Source organism: Chloroflexota bacterium, from assembly GCA_023475225.1.
In the GTDB taxonomy this organism is placed as follows: domain Bacteria; phylum Chloroflexota; class UBA6077; order FW602-bin22; family JAMCVK01; genus JAMCVK01.
In genome coordinates, this window is record JAMCVK010000030.1 from 1 (window position 1) to 17,462 (window position 17,462).

At 51.7% G+C, this 17,462-nt stretch carries 19 protein-coding genes; 13 read left to right on the top strand and 6 right to left on the bottom strand.

Annotated features, from left to right (window positions below; all coding sequences use genetic code 11):
- The 12 genes from M1136_07295 to hypE form a co-directional block, all read left to right on the top strand.
- A partial coding sequence (locus M1136_07295) for a 4Fe-4S dicluster domain-containing protein (protein ID MCL5075438.1) occupies window positions 1–558 on the top strand: 558 nt, incomplete at its 5' end.
- Entirely contained in the window at window positions 555–1,421 is an 867-nt protein-coding gene (locus M1136_07300; GenBank protein ID MCL5075439.1) for an FAD/NAD(P)-binding protein, read from the top strand. The genes M1136_07295 and M1136_07300, both read left to right, overlap by 4 nt.
- Window positions 1,422–2,159: an NADH:ubiquinone oxidoreductase gene (locus M1136_07305; protein ID MCL5075440.1), complete on the top strand. Its 738-nt coding sequence runs from the start codon at window positions 1,422–1,424 to the stop codon at window positions 2,157–2,159. It abuts the gene before it with no gap.
- Window positions 2,156–3,442, top strand: coding sequence for a Ni/Fe hydrogenase subunit alpha (locus tag M1136_07310; protein ID MCL5075441.1), 1,287 nt, complete (start codon window positions 2,156–2,158; stop codon window positions 3,440–3,442). Before M1136_07305 ends, M1136_07310 begins: the two co-directional genes overlap by 4 nt.
- A complete protein-coding gene (locus tag M1136_07315) occupies window positions 3,439–3,975 on the top strand; it encodes a hydrogenase maturation protease (GenBank protein ID MCL5075442.1) in 537 nt (178 codons plus the stop codon). Before M1136_07310 ends, M1136_07315 begins: the two co-directional genes overlap by 4 nt.
- 39 nt (window positions 3,976–4,014) lie before the next feature.
- The gene (locus tag M1136_07320) at window positions 4,015–4,464 is read left to right on the top strand and encodes a cyclic nucleotide-binding domain-containing protein (GenBank protein ID MCL5075443.1); all 450 of its coding nucleotides are present in this window, start codon (window positions 4,015–4,017) and stop codon (window positions 4,462–4,464) included.
- A 50-nt stretch (window positions 4,465–4,514) separates the two neighbouring features.
- Window positions 4,515–6,908: a carbamoyltransferase HypF gene (gene hypF / locus M1136_07325; GenBank protein ID MCL5075444.1), complete on the top strand. Its 2,394-nt coding sequence runs from the start codon at window positions 4,515–4,517 to the stop codon at window positions 6,906–6,908.
- 83 nt (window positions 6,909–6,991) lie between these two features.
- Window positions 6,992–7,330 carry a hydrogenase maturation nickel metallochaperone HypA gene (gene hypA, locus M1136_07330; GenBank protein MCL5075445.1) on the top strand — a complete coding sequence of 113 codons (339 nt, stop codon included), beginning with the start codon at window positions 6,992–6,994 and terminating at the stop codon, window positions 7,328–7,330.
- A 3-nt stretch (window positions 7,331–7,333) separates the two neighbouring features.
- The gene (locus M1136_07335; GenBank protein ID MCL5075446.1) at window positions 7,334–7,558 is read left to right on the top strand and encodes a HypC/HybG/HupF family hydrogenase formation chaperone; all 225 of its coding nucleotides are present in this window, start codon (window positions 7,334–7,336) and stop codon (window positions 7,556–7,558) included.
- Complete coding sequence (gene hypD, locus M1136_07340) at window positions 7,542–8,633, top strand: hydrogenase formation protein HypD (GenBank protein MCL5075447.1); 1,092 nt, start codon at window positions 7,542–7,544, stop codon at window positions 8,631–8,633. The genes M1136_07335 and hypD overlap by 17 nt, the downstream gene beginning before the upstream one ends.
- A 12-nt stretch (window positions 8,634–8,645) precedes the next feature.
- Window positions 8,646–9,341, top strand: coding sequence for a hydrogenase nickel incorporation protein HypB (gene hypB / locus M1136_07345; GenBank protein ID MCL5075448.1), 696 nt, complete (start codon window positions 8,646–8,648; stop codon window positions 9,339–9,341).
- Window positions 9,328–10,338 carry a hydrogenase expression/formation protein HypE gene (gene hypE, locus M1136_07350; protein ID MCL5075449.1) on the top strand — a complete coding sequence of 337 codons (1,011 nt, stop codon included), beginning with the start codon at window positions 9,328–9,330 and terminating at the stop codon, window positions 10,336–10,338. Before hypB ends, hypE begins: the two co-directional genes overlap by 14 nt.
- Before the next feature lie 53 nt (window positions 10,339–10,391).
- Here hypE and M1136_07355 read toward each other — a convergent pair whose 3' ends face one another.
- From M1136_07355 to M1136_07380, 6 genes are all read right to left on the bottom strand, one after another.
- Window positions 10,392–11,189 (bottom strand): methenyltetrahydrofolate synthetase, encoded by a 798-nt coding sequence (locus tag M1136_07355; protein ID MCL5075450.1) that lies wholly within the window; start codon window positions 11,187–11,189, stop codon window positions 10,392–10,394.
- On the bottom strand, window positions 11,176–12,939 hold the full coding sequence (locus M1136_07360; protein MCL5075451.1) for an energy-coupling factor transporter ATPase: 1,764 nt from the start codon (window positions 12,937–12,939) through the stop codon (window positions 11,176–11,178). The genes M1136_07355 and M1136_07360 overlap by 14 nt, the downstream gene beginning before the upstream one ends.
- A gap of 15 nt (window positions 12,940–12,954) precedes the next feature.
- Window positions 12,955–13,746 carry an energy-coupling factor transporter transmembrane protein EcfT gene (locus M1136_07365; protein MCL5075452.1) on the bottom strand — a complete coding sequence of 264 codons (792 nt, stop codon included), beginning with the start codon at window positions 13,744–13,746 and terminating at the stop codon, window positions 12,955–12,957.
- A 146-nt stretch (window positions 13,747–13,892) separates the two neighbouring features.
- A complete protein-coding gene (locus M1136_07370) occupies window positions 13,893–14,492 on the bottom strand; it encodes a hypothetical protein (GenBank protein MCL5075453.1) in 600 nt (199 codons plus the stop codon).
- Between the two features lie 441 nt (window positions 14,493–14,933).
- Window positions 14,934–15,590: a response regulator transcription factor gene (locus M1136_07375; GenBank protein MCL5075454.1), complete on the bottom strand. Its 657-nt coding sequence runs from the start codon at window positions 15,588–15,590 to the stop codon at window positions 14,934–14,936.
- Window positions 15,565–16,497 (bottom strand): sensor histidine kinase, encoded by a 933-nt coding sequence (locus M1136_07380; GenBank protein ID MCL5075455.1) that lies wholly within the window; start codon window positions 16,495–16,497, stop codon window positions 15,565–15,567. Before M1136_07380 ends, M1136_07375 begins: the two co-directional genes overlap by 26 nt.
- Window positions 16,498–16,800: 303 nt before the next feature.
- Here M1136_07380 and M1136_07385 point away from each other — a divergent pair, with 303 nt between their 5' ends.
- Window positions 16,801–17,379, top strand: coding sequence for an HDIG domain-containing protein (locus M1136_07385; GenBank protein ID MCL5075456.1), 579 nt, complete (start codon window positions 16,801–16,803; stop codon window positions 17,377–17,379).
- The last annotated feature ends 83 nt before the right edge of the window (window positions 17,380–17,462 follow it).

Here is a 17,462-nt window from a genome sequence, read left to right on the forward strand (position 1 = left end):
ATAAACGATGCATATGCAGTACAGACCGGCTCTATAGAAGGAGAAGGTTTATTGCTAAGGTGGGGCAAGGACAAGGAGGCCGTGTACGAGCGACGGAACAGGTTGAGGGCGGTTCAAAGGGAGAAGGAGGAAAAATTCCCCTCCCGGCTTGACTTCGATGTTGAAAACCTGCCTAGGTTCCTGGAGGATAGCTACGACACCCTGCTTTGGGATGTGTTGGGCGAGAAGTGTCTGGCCTGTGGTTCCTGCACTTTAGCCTGTCCGACCTGCTATTGCTTCAATGTCTTCGACGAAATGCACTTGAATTTGCGTGAAGGTGAGCGAAAGCGGCAATGGGACTCCTGCCAGCTGGAGGATTTTGCCAAGGTGGCCACGGGGGAAAATTTCCGGGATAGGAGGGCCGATCGGCAAAGACATCGCTTCTTCCGTAAGGGCAAGTATCTTAAGGAGAGGTACGGCAAGTTCGCCTGTGTCGGTTGTGGCCGCTGTGCCCGTGCTTGTTTAGTGAAGATTAACCCCATCGAGGTTTATAATCAGCTCAAGGGAGGCGAGCGATGACGCTTGATGTCACAGAGATTCGTCCCATCCCTGGTCAGGTCGGAGGAACCCTTTTTACGCCCCGTCTGGCCGAGATCGTTCGTAAAGAACCTATGACGGCGAAAGAGACCTTTTATGATCTCCGTCTCCGCGAGGGGAGAGAGCTGGGGCATGATCCCGGTCAATTCGTCACAGTATCAGTGTTTGGAGTAGGAGAAGCTTCCCTATCCATCTCCTCCTCACCAACTAAAACCGGATCGTTTGAGCTCTGTGTGCGCGCTGTGGGAGACGTAACTAACGCTCTCCAGAGGTTGCCGGTGGGGAGCGTAGTAGGCATCAGGGGGCCCTTCGGACGAGGTTTCCCGTTAGAGGTGATGCGTGGCCATGACATAATCTTTGTCGCCGGCGGTCTGGGCTTGGTTCCCCTCCGTTCCTTGATAAACAACGTCCTTGACGAACGAGCGAGCTTCGGTGAGGTGATGATCCTTTATGGCAGTCGTACGCCAGCCGACATACTCTTTAAGGATGAGCTGACTACGTGGTCAGCGCGTAAGGATGTGCTTTGCCTGACAACTGTAGATATAGGTGATGAAGCCTGGACAGGCAACGTGGGGGTGGTGACGACCCTCTTTCGCGGGCTGAAGCTGAACCCCCGCAATCTGGTGGCCGTTGTAGTAGGTCCTCCAGTGATGTTCCGCTTCGTTGTCAAGGATCTTTTATTCAGAGGCGTCTACGAGAGCCGTATCTTCCTTTCCCTGGAACGTCGCATGAAATGTGGTGTGGGAAAATGCGGACACTGTCAGATCAATGGGGTATATGTCTGCCAGGAGGGACCGGTTTTCAGTTATGCTCAGCTAAAGAAACTTGAAGAGGCGAGGATATAAATGAAACCGAAAATTGGCATCTTCGACTTCAGCGGCTGCGAAGGTTGCCAGCTGACGGTCTTGAGCCTAGAGGATGAGCTTCTCGATCTACTAGGAGCAGTAGAGATCGTCAACTTTCGTGAGGCGATGACTGAGAGAAGTGATGATTATGCTATCGCCTTTGTCGAGGGCACCATCACCAGGGAAGGGGAGGTGGAGCGGCTCAAGGGGATCAGAGAGAGGGCGAAGATACTAGTGGCCCTTGGTTCCTGTGCAGCAATTGGGGGCATAAATTGCCTGAAGAACTTCCACAACCTGGAGGAGGTACGCCATATAGTCTATGGGGATAAGGCCGATTACTTTGAGACCTTCGCTGCGCGACCACTAAAAGCGGTTGTACCAGTTGACTACGCTATATACGGTTGCCCCATCCCCAAACAGGAATTCCTGGAGGTGGCCAAGGCTCTGCTCTTGGCTAAGAAGCCGAACATCCCCAACTATGCTGTCTGTGTGGAATGTAAGCTGGCCGAGAATATCTGTGTCTTTGATAAAGGTATGACCTGCCTGGGACCGGTCACTCGCGCTGGTTGCAGGGCCATCTGCCCCACTTATGGCAACAAATGCGAAGGCTGTCGGGGGCTGGTAGACCAGCCGAACATCAACTCCCACAAGGAAGTATTGCGAGAGCGTGGCCTCACTGTGGAGGAAGTGCTAGCCCAGTTCCGCATGTTCGGCGGTTGTTTGGAGGGTATAAAATGAGGGACCTCACCATAAATATTCACCACGTCACCCGTGTAGAGGGGCACGGCAATATCAAGGTTAACATCAAGAATGGAGTCATCGAGGAGCTCAATCTGGAGATCGTCGAATCGCCACGCTTCTTCGAGGCTATGCTACGTGGACGACGCTGGGATGAAGCAGCGCATATCACTTCACGCATCTGTGGTATCTGTGCCGTGGGACACACGACAACATCGCTGCGTGCCACCGAGGCCGCCTTTGGACTTGAGCCATCAGAGCAAACAGTTTTACTGCGGAAACTCATCTTCAATGGTGAGATGATGCAGAGTCATATCCTGCATTTCTACTTCTTGGTCGCGCCGGACTTCTTTGGCATGGGCAGTGTCATCCCTTTGGCTTCCAGTCATCCGGCCGTTGTCCAACGAGCCCTGCGCCTGAAGAAATTAGCCAATGACGTCTGTGCTGTGGTAGGTGGACGCCACATCCATCCCATCTCGATGGTCGTCAACGGTTTCACTCGAATACCGAAACCGTCTGAGCTGAGGGAGATGCGGCAGCATCTGGTAGACGCCTGGCCAGACCTTCAGGCTACGGTTGATCTGTTCAGTACTCTCTCTATCCCCGACTTCGAGCGGCAGACCGAGTATGTCTCCCTGACCAATACAAAAGAGTACGCTTTCTATGATGGTGTGATCGCCTCAGGTGATGGAGGTACCATCCCGGTCAGCGGGTATAAGGATAAAATCAAGGAGAGTGTAGTCCCCCATTCAACAGCGAAGCACGCCAGCGCGACCAGAGAATCGTATATGGTGGGCGCTCTATCACGGGTGAACAATAATTATGAGCAGTTGTTGCCTAAGGCTAAAGAGGCGGCCAGGGCCTTGGGGTTGAAGGTTCCCTGTTACAATCCTTTTATGATAAGTATCGCTCAGCTGGTGGAGACAATACATTGCCTGGAGGATAGTATCAATATCATCGACTCTTTGCTGTCTAAAGGATTAAAGGAGGAAGATACCCGTGTTCAGATCAGGGCCGGCACAGGTGTGGGGGCTTGCGAGGTGCCGCGCGGTACCCTCTACCACGAGTATACCTTCGATGAACAAGGCCTCATCACCGCAGCAAACCTGATCATCCCTACAGCCCAAAACGTGGCCAATATTGAGAGAGACTTCAGGTCCATCGTTCCTACCCTCCTGGATAGACCCAAGGAGGAGATAGCGCTTACCCTGGAGATGTTGGTACGGGCTTATGATCCATGCATCTCCTGCTCGGTTCACCTGCTCAATGTTGAGTTTGTTTGAAAGCCGATATGACCACCGATAACGCTGCAAACGATCTCGCTAGTCTTGCGTACAGCCGTGGTTCTCCACGAAAGACGTTCGTCGTGGGACTTGGTAACCTGCTTCTCAAGGATGAGGGCATCGGGGTCCATGTTGTCCAGAGGATACAGCAGATGGGACTTCCCATCGAGGCCATCGATATAGGTACAGCCGGCCTGGACATAGTTGATTTAATGATCGCCGCTGAGCGCTTAATCATCATCGATGCCGCTTTGATGGGGCGCGAGGCCGGTAGCGTTGTTCGTTTTGATCTCGAAGAAGCCAACTTTCTTTCCACTCAGCGATCATTTTCACTGCACGAAGCAGGATTCGCCGCTATAATAGAGCTGGCCGAGGCGTTGGGGATCAAGCCGAAGGTCACCGTAATTGGCATTCAGCCGAAAGAGGTAGATTGGGGAACGGACCTCTCGCCGGAGTTGGAGGCTAAAATAGCGGAGATCATCGACCTGGTCCTGAAAGAGTTGGGCCTGGAGGAGGTCAGGCTCAGAGCCTAAGGGACAAACAACTATTATGAACTGAAGCGAGGAGGCCAAATGGTATCCAAAGAAATCTTGCGGAAAACTGATGTCTTTGTAGGGTTGACGGACGAACAATTAGAGAGCGTCGCCGCCATCGCTCAAGAAGAGGTTTACGAGCCAGGAGCGATCATCTTCAGTGAGCACGATATAGCCAAGAATCTCTACATCGTTGAGGATGGTCGGGTGGCTGTCCAGATCCCCGTCGATAAGCACCGCCGGGCTACGATCCATACTGTGACCAATGGCCTTACCTTTGGATGGTCTGCCCTGGTTGAACCCTATCGCTTTACAGCCTCAGCCCGCTGCGTTGAGCCCAGTAGGGTTATCACCATTGATGGGGCAGAGCTCGGCAAGCTGTTTGAAGGGGACTGTCGCATGGGCTTCATCGTGATGAGTCGAATTGCCATGATCATCTCTGGCCGGCTCCGCGATACCATGTTGCAGCTGATCAGTCTTCAAGGATAGGCTGTTACCGCAACAATATGACGATCAGGGCCAGGATACTCGTTCGGGGCATGGTACAAGGGGTTGGCTTTCGCCCTTTTATCTACCGTTTAGCCAACGAATATGGCCTGAATGGCTGGGTGCTGAACTCTGATGAGGGGGTAGTTATTGATGTCGAAGGCGATGCGGTGGATCAATTCACCACTGCTACCAGGGCGAAAGCTCCCCCTCTGGCCAGGATCGAGTCCCTAGAGGTAACAATTCTGCCCCCCATTGGCTACGAATCCTTCCTAATTAAGGAGAGCCAAAACGGCTCCAATGGTCTGGCTCTGATCTCGCCGGATATAGCCGTTTGCTCCGCCTGCTTGCAGGAACTCTTTGATCCCCACAACCATCGCTACCGCTACCCCTTCATTAACTGTACAGATTGTGGCCCTCGCTTTACTATAACCAGGGATATTCCTTATGACCGAATCAATACGACGATGGCCACCTTCACGATGTGTCCGACGTGTGCCTGGGAATACCACGAGGCGACTGACCGTCGTTTCCACGCTCAACCAAACGCCTGCCCTATCTGTGGACCAAAGGTTTGGCTGGTGCCTAACACGCCAGCAGAACAGTTGGATTGTAGGTCGGTCAAGCCGAACTATCCGACCAAGACTCTATCAAACCCTTCCCACGCGTTTCCTGGGAGCCAACCGGTAGAGTCGTTCACCGCATCCAGGGCAGAAGCGTGGGGTGACCATAGTGAGGAGTGCATCGAAGCAACGCTGAGACTGTTGTGTGCTGGTTATACGGTGGCCGTGAAGGGAATAGGTGGCTTCCATCTGGCTTGCGATGCCACTAATGATACCGCAGTGGCCCGCTTGCGTTGGCGCAAGGGACGTGTTGAGAAGCCTTTTGCCCTTATGTCGCCGGATGTAGCTACCGTTGAAACTTATTGTTACATCGGTGAAGAAGAACGAGCCCTTTTGGAATCTGCTGAGCGCCCCATCGTTCTCCTTCGCCGTCGAACGGATGGGCCCATTTCGTCCCTGGTTGCCCCAGGCAACAACTCTTTGGGGGTAATGTTGCCTTACTCCCCCCTACACCATCTACTGCTGGCCGCTAGGGAAGGGCAAAATCCGCCAGCTTTGGTGATGACCAGCGGTAACGTTAGTGAGGAACCGATCGCCATCAGCAATGCTGAGGCCTTGGAATGTCTATCTTCTATCGCTGATGCCTTTCTATTACATAATCGCGATATTTATATGCGTTGCGATGACTCGGTCGCCCGTATAGTGGAGGGTGAAGCCATGCTCCTCCGTCGCTCACGGGGCTATGTTCCTTCACCCGTCGAGTTAAAGAGGAAGGTAAGACCAGTATTAGCTTGTGGGGCAGAGCTGAAGAATGCATTTTGTTTGACTAAAGGTACCTATGCTTTCCTCAGCCAACACATTGGCGACCTGCAAAATATGGAAACGCTACGCTCCTTCGAAGCTGCGATCGAGCACTTCAAACACCTTTTCCGCATTGAGCCACAGGTAGTCGCCCATGATCTTCACCCGGATTATCTTTCTACTAAATACGCTGAGAGCCTCGATCGGTCACAAGGAGGAGCCACGAGTGCCACTAAAGCGCGTGTCGCTGTACAGCACCACCATGCCCATATCGCCAGCTGCATGGCCGAAAACGGCCTGGATGAAGCGGTCATAGGGGTGGCTTTTGACGGGACAGGATATGGGAGCGATGGGGCTATTTGGGGTGGCGAGTTTCTAGTTTGTACCTACAAACGGTTTCAAAGATGGGCCCATTTAAAGTACGTTCCCATGCCTGGTGGTGAGGTCGCCATTCGCAAGCCGTACCGTATGGCCTTGAGCCACCTGGTCGCCGCCTATGGTGATTTCAAGGAAAAAGTCCTCTCCACCTCGATCATCTCTGTAGATCCCTTGGAGCTGGACATCATCCAAAAGCAGCTCCAGAAAGGGCTTAATGCGCCCCTGACTTCCAGCTGTGGTCGGCTATTTGATGCCGTCGCCGCCCTGCTTGGCCTTCGCCAGATAGTGAATTATGAGGGGCAGGCAGCCATCGAATTGGAGATGATAGCAGCCGAAGATGTGGAAGGCGATTACGAATGGGGTTATAATCGTGACCAGCCATTAGTGCTTGATGCGGCCCCAGTGATAAGAGGTATCATTGCCGACCTTTGCTACGGCCTGCCTGAAGAGATTATCGCGGCCAAGTTTCACAACGCTGTAGTCCAACTGATAATCACTGTCTGCCAAAGGATTCGCGAGCGAGAGGGGCTGGATAAGGTGCTCTTAAGTGGTGGTGTCTTTCAGAACCTTTACCTGTTGAAGCGAGTTCTACCTGCTTTGCGGCAGGCAGGATTTCAGCCCTTTATCCAAAGGCGTGTCCCCTGTAATGATGGGGGAATTGCCCTGGGCCAGGCGATGGTGGCCGACGCCCAGATGGAGGACTAATTGTGCCTCTTTGCTGGAAGTCCCACAAGGGCAGGCGTTTAGGGGCGAGAAACAGTTCGGACCTGGAATGAGTGTTCGTTGGCATGCACGAATTGACAATTAGCGAGAACATCCTGGCGGTGGCTATCGCTGAAGCTGAAAAGCATAGAGCCAAGCGCATCAGAGCCATTCACCTTAAGATAGGAGCCTTAACTCAGGTTGATGCCGCCTGTGTATCCTTCTACCTTAATATTATTGGGCAAGGAACCATCGCTGAGGGGGTGCGACTGGAGACGACGCTGATACCACTGACGGCCAGATGTAGCTCATGTCAAACTACGTTTGCGGTATCTGATTACACTTTTTATTGTGCTCACTGTGGTGGTGAGGCTGAGCTAGTTGAAGGTAAGGAGTTGCTGGTAGAAAGCATAGAGGTGGAGTAACCGATGTGTTTAGCGATACCGATGAAGGTGTTGGCTATCGAGGATGATTACCGTGGCCAGGTGGAGATGGGTGGGTTAAGGCGGCAGGTGGGCCTTCAATTGGTGCCCGAGGTCACCGTTGGTGATTATGTGCTGGTGCATGCGGGCTATGCTATCGCCCGGATTGAGGAGTCCGAAGCCTTAGAGACACTCAGGTTGTTGGAGGAGATGGTTGCGCTATCTGGATGAGTTTCAGGATCGAACCCTCGCTCAAAAGATAGTGACGAAAATCGTCCAGATGACTGATCGTCCCTTGTGCTTTATGGAGGTGTGCGGGACACACACCGTAGCTATATTTCGCAGTGGTATTAGACACCTTCTGCCAGAAATGCTGACCCTCCTATCCGGCCCTGGTTGTCCGGTCTGTGTTACTTCTCAAAAGGATATTGATAAGGCCATCGCCCTGGCCACAGAGCCAGGGGTAATCCTGGTCACTTACGGTGATATGTTGAAAGTACCAGGCACACGCTCTAGTCTGCAACAGGAGAGGGCCAGGGGCGCTGATATCAGGGTCGTCTACTCGGTAAGCGATGCCCTTCAGATTGCAGCCGATAATCCAGCCAAGATGATAGTCTTCTTGGGCGTTGGCTTCGAAACCACCGTCCCAAATGCAGCCCTTTCAGTATTGGAGGCGCAGAAGCGAAAAATAAAAAATTATCTTGTTTTGTCAATTCATAAGCTGATTGGACCTCCCCTACGGGCTCTGCTTGAGGCCGGCGAGGTGCAATTGAACGGCTTTATCTTGCCTGGCCATGTAAGCACCATAATCGGCGCTCGTCCCTACGAATTTATCGCCTCAGACTACAATGTTTCCGGGGTGATCACTGGGTTTGAACCACTCGATATACTGCAAGCCATTTATATGCTTGTTCAACAGGTACGAGATGGGTCATCTAAAATAGAGATTCAATATCGGCGGGCCGTTTCTTGGGAGGGCAACAGGGTAGCCCAGATGGTGATCGATGAGGTTTTTGAGCCGGCTGATGCGACCTGGCGTGGCCTGGGGGTTATACCCCAGAGTGGACTCAGGCTCAGAGAGAAATTCGCCGCTTTTGATGCCGATCACGTCTTTGCCGTAGAGACCGACTTCAGTCGAGAACCAGCTGGATGCCGTTGCGGCGAAATTTTGCGCGGTGTGGAAATTCCCTCCCGATGTTCCCTCTTTGCCACGGTCTGCACTCCGGAACAGCCCGTTGGTCCATGCATGGTGTCATCCGAGGGAACCTGCTCAACTTATTATCAATACGCAAGGACGCAGGTCTGAGGGTTTAGAGAGATGGAAATAAGAGTACAAACGAATGTTCTGGCAGCCAATGAGGCGATAGCCACTCAAAATAGAGCATTGTTTCATCGCTGTGGTTGCTATGCCTTGAATCTAATGGGTTCACCTGGCGCGGGAAAGACCAGCCTATTAGAAAGGACGATTGAGGCCCTGAGAGGAGCGCTAAATATAGGGGTGATTGAGGGTGATATTGCTACCTCGCTTGATACAGAGCGTATCTTACGCCACAATGTGCCTGCTGTGCAGGTGAATACTGGTGGCAACTGCCACTTGGATGCGCGTATGGTTCAATACGGCGTAGAGCAGCTGAACATAACCGGACTACAACTGCTCTTTATTGAGAACGTGGGCAATCTTGTCTGTCCAGCTGGATTCGATCTGGGCGAGGAGGCCAGGATAACAGTGCTCAGCGTGACCGAAGGGGACGACAAGCCGTTGAAGTACCCGCGCATGTTTCAGGAATCAACTGCGCTGATCATCAACAAGATAGATCTCTTACCCTTTACAGATTGTGATCTGGCCAAGATCGAAACAACCGCGCTTCGTATTAATCCCCATCTAAAAATATTCGAGGTATCCTGCCGTGACGGGAGAGGGATAGAGATGTGGGCCGTCTGGTTACAGGAGCAGGTGGAACGTTTCTTGAAACAGAGGGTGCTAACAGTGGGCCAGGGTGATGAGATCAGATAGAATTCTCCTCGGTCACGGCAGTGGCGGGCGATTGATGCATGAGCTTATCCAGCATCTATTTGCGCCTCTCCTGGATAACGAGCTATTGCGCCAACGTGACGACTCGTGTCGTCTGGAGATCTCTGCTCAATCCCTGGCTTTCACTACCGACACCTTTGTGGTCAAGCCGCTCTTCTTTCCGGGTGGAGACATCGGCCGCTTGGCCATTTGCGGCACAGTTAACGATCTGGCTATGCTGGGGGCACAACCTATCTATCTCTCCGCCGCCTTCGTTATTGAGGAGGGCCTACCCCTGGAAGACTTGCGGCGAATAGTCAACAGCATACGTCTGGCCAGTGAAGAGGCCAGCGTGACCATCGTAACGGCTGATACTAAGGTCGTGGAGAAAGGTAGCGCCGATAGCCTATTCATCAATACGTCAGGCATTGGGCTTATTCCCAGGGACATCCACATCGCCGGTCAGAATGCGAGACCAGGTGATAGGGTGATCCTGAGCGGCTATATCGGCGATCACGGTATCGCCGTCCTTAGCCAGCGTGAAGGACTGCGTTTTCAAACAGAGATCGAGAGCGATTGTGCCCCGCTCAATGCCCTTGTGGCAGCGATGTTGGAAGTCAGTTCTGAAATTCACGCCCTCCGTGATCCCACGCGAGGAGGGCTGGCCACCACACTGAACGAGCTGGCGGCCCAATCAGAGGTAGGCATCAAGATAGACGAGGAAGCTATCCCCGTACGAGATAGCGTTCGAGCCGCCTGCGAGATGCTGGGCTATGATCCCTTATACGTGGCCAACGAAGGAAAACTGGTGGCGGTTGTTGCCCCCCAGGTAGCAGAGACTATGGTGTCCCGTATGCGTCATGAGCGATATGGCGCAAAGGCGGCGATCATCGGTGAGGTGATCGCTGGCCCTGCGGGGAGGGTTCTTATGACGACCAAGATCGGTGGAACCAGAATCGTCGACATGCTGGCAAGCGAGATCCTACCACGGATCTGTTAAACGGAGCCTGAGATTTCACCGACGCAGTTTCCCTGGTCAAGTTCCTTATGTTTTCAAAGCAGTCCCGTCAAGTTGTTTCCCTTACTCAGTAGCATTTCGTGCAGCTCCTGCAACGGTGGGATGGCCCGTAACATCTCTTCGGGCAACTTGCTCCAATAGACCCCCTTAGGCTTGGGATAGCGGGTTGCTACCTTAATCGTCCTGGTGGGGGTGATGATTAGATCGATAATTGTATCGTATTCCGCGACCGGAAATTCTTTGTCCATCAGTTGGCAATCGTGTCCTACCGCAATTATGGGAGTATGGTCATCGACGACACCGATATCACGGAACATCGCCCATTCGAGATCAAAATAGCCGTGCCCCTTACCAAAGCGAACTCCCTGATAGTTGATAGCTGAAGCACCGGTCACCAAGAAGTCAAAATGTCCCAGTCTCTGGACATCACTCAAGCTGACTGGCTTAGAAAAACGGTCCATACCATCGATGGTTGAGGCGTATTCCTCCTGACCTTGAGGCACAAAATCCCGTTCCATATAAAAGAATCCCCGGGCTATGCCATATGTTGACATAACGAAGGGTTTGACGTCTAGGAGGCAGTACTCGCGCAGTTTCTGAAGATTGTTATCAGGTGTGATGAAAATGAGCTTTGACTGTCTATAGAGATCCATTCCCCTTATGCGATCAGCGCAGGCTACGCTGCCCTCATAATCGGGAATGTAACTGGAGAAATCCCAATGGAATCTTGAGTCTGGCTTGGCCACCTTTCGGAGATTAACCCAAACCGTGTTCCTAAGCAAATCCTTCTCGTTTTGCGACGCTGAACCGAAGCCCTGCCTAGAGCTTGACATTAGACTTGACCTCCCTTTCTTCCATTATCTTTACAAGTATGGCACACATCTCCTCTTGCGTGAGAACGCTAGCGTCATGATGGTCATTTCCCCATAACCTTTGGGCTAGACGGGTTATCTGCGGTGGCTTCAGGAAACTTTTTTGAAGGAGATCAACTTGTGAGAAGACAATACGGGTGTTGTCATCCAACAGGATACGCCCCTTCCACATAACTATGGTACGGGGGACATAGCGTGCCACCAGCTCCATCTCGTGGGTGACGATGATGATCGTTTTCCCCGCTTTATTCAGGTTGGTCAACAGGCGAAGAACAGCGTGAGACTCCTTGGCATCAAATCCGGTGGTTGGCTCGTCAACGACGATCACCTCTGGTTCCATAGCCAACACCTCGGCGATGGCTAACCGCTGCCTGTCGGCTTTGCTCAAGAAATGCGGATGCAGAGTGCGATAGTCTCCAAGGTTAAAGGAGAATAATAACTCCTCGACCTTTGCTTTCTTTCGTTCCTCCTCCCAACCGAGCTTATCTAAGCCATAGGACAGCTCCTCCTCAACAGTCAAGCAGCAGAGCTGGTGGTCGGGATTTTGAAAGACATAGCCCACGGTGGAGATAAGGTTCTTTTGATCCTGTTTCCATGTTTCCACTCCGCAGACGAATACCTGACCCGTCGTAGGCACGAGTAGGTTGTTGAAATGCTTAGTTAGCGTTGTCTTACCCGAACCGTTTTCACCAATGATGGCCATGAAGTCCCGCTCACCAATCCTTAGGTTCACGTTATCCAGAGCAAGTGTACCATCGGGGTAGCGATGACTCAGGTTGACCACGTCAATTATGGGACGAGATTGCTCGATGCGTGATTGAGGATGATCCAAAGGTGGAGGTGAGTAGCCTTGAAGCATCGTTTTTACCTGGATATAGGATTCATCAAGGGTGAGGGGTAGCGGTCCATCGTCCAGCCACTCTCTGCTGAGATGCTGTTTCAAGAGAGTGTCCAACTCCGTTACCTGAGGTACATGAATGCCGATCTCTTGGAGAAGAGGCACATCGAGAAAGAAGTTTCGTGGTGAGGCATCGAGGCGAATCTGCCCTTCCACCATCAAGATGATCCTTGTGGCATATTTCACTATCTCTTCGATGTGCTGATCGACTATGATGATCGTGAGGTCTGTCTCCTGGGCGAGTACGTCGATGATCTCGTAAACCTCGCTCTTACCAATAGGATCTAGCTCAGCCGTTGGCTCATCCAACACCAGGATCTTGGGTTTGGTAGCTAAAGCTGAGGCGATGGCCACGCGCTGTTTTTGTCCACCAGAAAGCTCGCTGGGTGATTTATGGCGGAACCCTGACATACGGACTTTCTCCAGGGCCCAACTTACTCTTTCTTCCATCTCCTGGTGATTTAGATTCAACGTTTCTAAGGAGAAGCTGACTTCCTCCTCCACACTCATTCCTATAAACTGGCTCTCAGGATCTTCGAAGACATAACGGAGATGGTTTTGGCTTATATAGGCTACGCTGCAATGGCGAGTATCATCGCCCCCGATGATTACACGACCCTCCATAGCTGTATGATAGCTATGGGGAACCAGTCCACAAAGGCAACGGCATAATGTAGTCTTGCCAGCATTGGTTGGCCCGACGATAGCCACAAATTCGCCCGGCTCGATCGCCAGATCGATACCCTTGAGGCTCCATTCTGTATTGCCTATATATCCAACCCTCAGGTTGGTGATCTCGATCAACTTTGGCATATCTTGTCCTCCTGGCTAAATCGGCCAACCAGAGAAGTATTTAGCGGTAAGATAGCCGATCACAGCTATGGCTAGAACAGCCAAGATCACGTAGTCCTTCAGATGGTAATTGATGTAGAAAAAGTAGTTCCGTTTGCCACCAACAGTGAAGCCGTGGCATTCCAAAGCGTTAGAGAACTTTTTGACGTGGTTAATATAGGTTGTTACTACCGGCAGAAAGATACCGATATATGAGCGCATCCTTTTGAAGAGTCCACCTTTATGAAAGTTCACACCCCTTGCCTTCTGAGCCTGGATAATGGTGTTGATATCATCGGTAAAGATAGCGGCAAAGCGAAAGGCTAGGGCAAATATGAAGCAAAGAGCGTAGGGAACACGCAGTTCACGGAGACCTAGGATAACGTCCTTTTGATCTGAGGTCAGGAGAAATAGGATCATAACCAGAAGAAGGGCACATAGTCTCAGCCCCATAGTGATGGAAAGAGCTACGCTGGCATCGGTTAAGTGGAAGGCCCAAAACTGAAGAATGGTGTGGCCGGGTGTCCGACTGAGAAAAGCATACGATAAGAAGACAGTCACCAACATAAAACCGGCACCTTTGAAATACCCCTGAATCTCCTCGAAGGGTATGCGGGCCGTGAGGATAAGAATGAAGGCCAAAGATAGATAGGTTGAAATCAACGTCAGATTGGTTGTGGTAAAGATCAGGTAATTGAGGATAACCATCAGTAGGATCTTGGTGGTTGGACTGAGGGTGTAAAAGAAACCTGTCTCGGAAACGTGCGATAGGAAAGATTTTCTGGCCATATAGTCAACCTCTATTAATGGCCGATATAGTGAACGCATTTGCGTTCACTATATCGGCCATGCTCTGTGATCCCGCGGCTGACACGTCTATCTTCAACGGATTAGGCTTAACGTCCTTAGATCGCTACTGGAACCAGCGGCATATATTAGGCAAAGAACCCTTTGACGTACATACCGCTACGCTTAACATAGTCGGTTAAGAAGCGCAACATGGGAATACCCAGGACAATTGCGCAGATCGTGTCACCGGCAGCCCAGCCAGGAAAGACGACTCCCCAAGCGAAGTCTGGAGCACCCATACCGGCGAAAACGGTAGCCCAGGCCCCCATAGCAGCGCTGACCACTGAGGCCACGACGAAGGTGATGACGGCCGCGACAAGATCACGCATGCTTCGTAGCGCCGGATCAAGCCGGAGGGCCTTGAAGGACAACCAAGGTATAAAACTATTCGCGAGGAAAGCCGGGATAGGGTTGATCAGAAAATTGTAGAACAGTGGGCTTCCACCCCAGAGGCCACCAAGGAAGGTTCCAATAGCACTGGCCAAACATCCCCAGAAACCAAACCAGATGGCAAAAGCCAGCTGAAAAGCCGCTGGAAGCCAGAAGTAAGAGGCGCCTGGGGCCATCGAGGTGGTCAGGGTCATTACCATGGAGAGGACAGCGATGATGCCTGCCCCGGCTCCGGCGATAACGAAATGCATTACAGAGACATTCCCTTTTTCTTCGCTTCTAATAATTTCACTCACGGTCCTATCCTCCCTGAAACTTTCAGATTTCAAAGATTTCTTGTTCCACGTCATAAGCCGGTGCGAAAGATTGTTGTTTACCCCCACAGGTTCGTAACGATCAGGACATAGCGATCATCACCTCCTCAGTGAGAGCGAGGGAGTTGAACAGTACCGCATCAACTCCTAAATCCTGTGATTGGGGGTTTAGGGGAAAGGGGTTAGGGGAAGCTCTTAGAGCCCCTGCCTGTGGCAGGCAGATCCTCGCACCCCTCATTCATCACCCTCGAGAGTGCAACGATGCACTAACCCATTACATTGTATGGTGGTTGTGAGGGGTGGCACAACGTCAAAAATGCCTGTTTTGAATAAGTCAAAACACCTGTTTAGAAACAGGTGTTTTGATGTGTTTCGTACCTTAATTGAGGCGACGCTCAGTTCGCGATGAATGATCTATCACTGTCAATTCAGCCTCACCCAACCTTGACGGAGAGCATAAAGCACCGCCTCGGTACGAGAATTTACCCCAAGTTTGGCGAAGATATTGGTCAAATGTCCTTGCACGGTTCGGGGACTCAGGCATAATTTATCGGCGATCTCCCCGCTGCTAGCCCCTTGAGCTACCAATTGCAGCACCTCTAGCTCCCTGGCTGACAGAGCCTCGACCGGTTTTGTTCCTTCTGTCACACTGAGCGCTCTCTTTCCCGTGTAGCCCTCTATTACCTTATCGACGATTGTTGATCCCCAGATAGACTGTCCGGCGTGAACGGCCCGAATGGCTCGGATTACGTCTTTACCCGATACCTCTTTTAAGATATAGCCCGCTGCCCCTGCTTTAAGCAGAGCATAGACGTACTGTTCATTGTCATAGGCTGAAAGCACCAAGACTCGTACTCTAGGATGTTTCACCCTGATCTGTTGGGTTATCTCTATGCCACTCATTTTGGGCATGCTTATATCAAGGAGTAGGACGTCTGGTTCTAGCATATCTACCTGTTTGAGCGTTTGTTCGCCATCGGAGGCCTCGCCTACCACTATGATATCCGGTTCATCCTCCAACAAACGGCGTGTTCCCTCACGCACAACAGCGTGGTCATCGGCCAGAATCACTCTGATCATCTGTCCCCATCTCTAAAGGAATGATGGCTGTTACTACAGTACCCTCGCCTGGCTTAGAGCGTATAGAAAATGATCCTCCCATCTGCTCTACTCTTTCCCGCATACCGATCAGCCCGAGATGCCCTCTCCTTAGCAGGGCTGACCTACTCTTAGGGACGACGAAACCTTGTCCATCATCTTGTATAACCAATTTAAGGCTACCACTCTCGGTATACAAGCGTACTATCGCCTCTGTCGCCCTTCCATGTTCCTTGACATTATTTAAGCTCTCCTGTACCACTCGATACAGGCACAGCTCAACCTCTGGGGCTAGCCGTTGCTCCAGGTGGTCAGCCTCCAAATAGACAGTTAACCCCTCCCGTTTCTTGATCTCAGATGTCAGCCAGTCAAGGGCTGGGATCAGACCCAAGTCGTCGAGAATGGCCGGGCGAAGATCAGCACTGAGTCTACGCACACCCTGTAAAGCCTCGGTGGCCAGTCCCTTAAGCTCCTGTAGTCGGTGCTGTGTCTTGGCCAGGTTGTTGCCTAGTTCCTTCTCACAGAGCTCTATGCAGCGGACGAGTCCGGCCAATGCTTGAGCCGTATCATCGTGCAATTCCCTAGAGAGACGTTTTCGCTCAGCTTCTAGAGCCATCGTCACAGCTACCGAGTAATAGCGCGCTGCTTGTTGGTCTCTTAGAGCCTCCTTGAAGGTCGATATAATTACGTAGATTAACGGCAAGAAAAGTATGATAGCCAAAATAAGCGAAGCTGCCTGGCTAGATAGAGGGCCGATGATCCTTTCACCGATAGTATGTTCAAGAAGAAACTGCAGACGTAAATGTAACATCCCAAAAGTTAATAGAATGAAGCTGCTGGCTAATGGGTAGGCTAAAGCCCGTTTAACGATGGAAAAGGCGGTTAACAAGGTACACCCCACTTTGATAGACAGAGACCATAGGTCAACGCTATTCTTCGAAACGTTTCGCCCTCTCATCCTGACTATAGAATAGGCCACAGAAAGATGTCAATATCCATCCGGTGGCTGCGCAGAGACTACTTCCTTGTAGGGTGAGAGCTCAAGCAAGGGATTGAAGACGGGCCCCTGGCCATTTTGCCTAGACGCTGATGGTCGATTGTTGTACAATGGCCCTGGCATCCCACTGGATGTCGGCAGCTCAGCTAGAAATCATCCTGGGCCGCAAAAATCTATAAAAAGGATAGTCGTTTTATGGACAGCCGCTCTATAAACAGAGAGGAGTCCTTCGCGCTACTCAAGGAGTACACTAAAAGTGATAACCTAATCAAGCATGCCCTGGCCGTTGAGGCAGCCATGCGCGCCTATGCCCACCGCCTTGAGTCCGACGAGGAAAAATGGGGCATAACCGGACTCCTGCATGACCTTGATTACGAGCTGCATCCCAGCCTGGAAGAACATCCGGCCGTTGGGAGCCAAATCCTGGAGGAGGCTGGTTATCCGGGCGATGTTGTCTATGCCATTCGTGCTCATGGCGAGCACCTCGGATTGGACAGAAAAAGCCCTCTGGATAAAGCCCTATTCGCTGTGGACGAACTGGTTGGTTTTATCACTGCGGTGGCCCTAGTTCGGCCATCCAAAAGTATAATGGATGTAGAAGTTTCCTCCGTGAAGAAAAAGATGAAGGACAAGGCTTTTGCCAGGGCGGTAGATAGGGAAGCCTTAGTCAAAGGGGCAGAGGAACTGGGCATTTCTTTTGACGAGCATGTGGCTATCGTCATCGCCGCCATGCAGGGGATCGCCAAGGAGCTAGGCTTGCAGGGAAACGCTTAGCTGTCCTTATCCAGTTGCTGCTGCTTGTACTATTGGGTCGCACGTCTGGAAAGATCTAATACTCCGTAAGGAGCAGGCCAGCG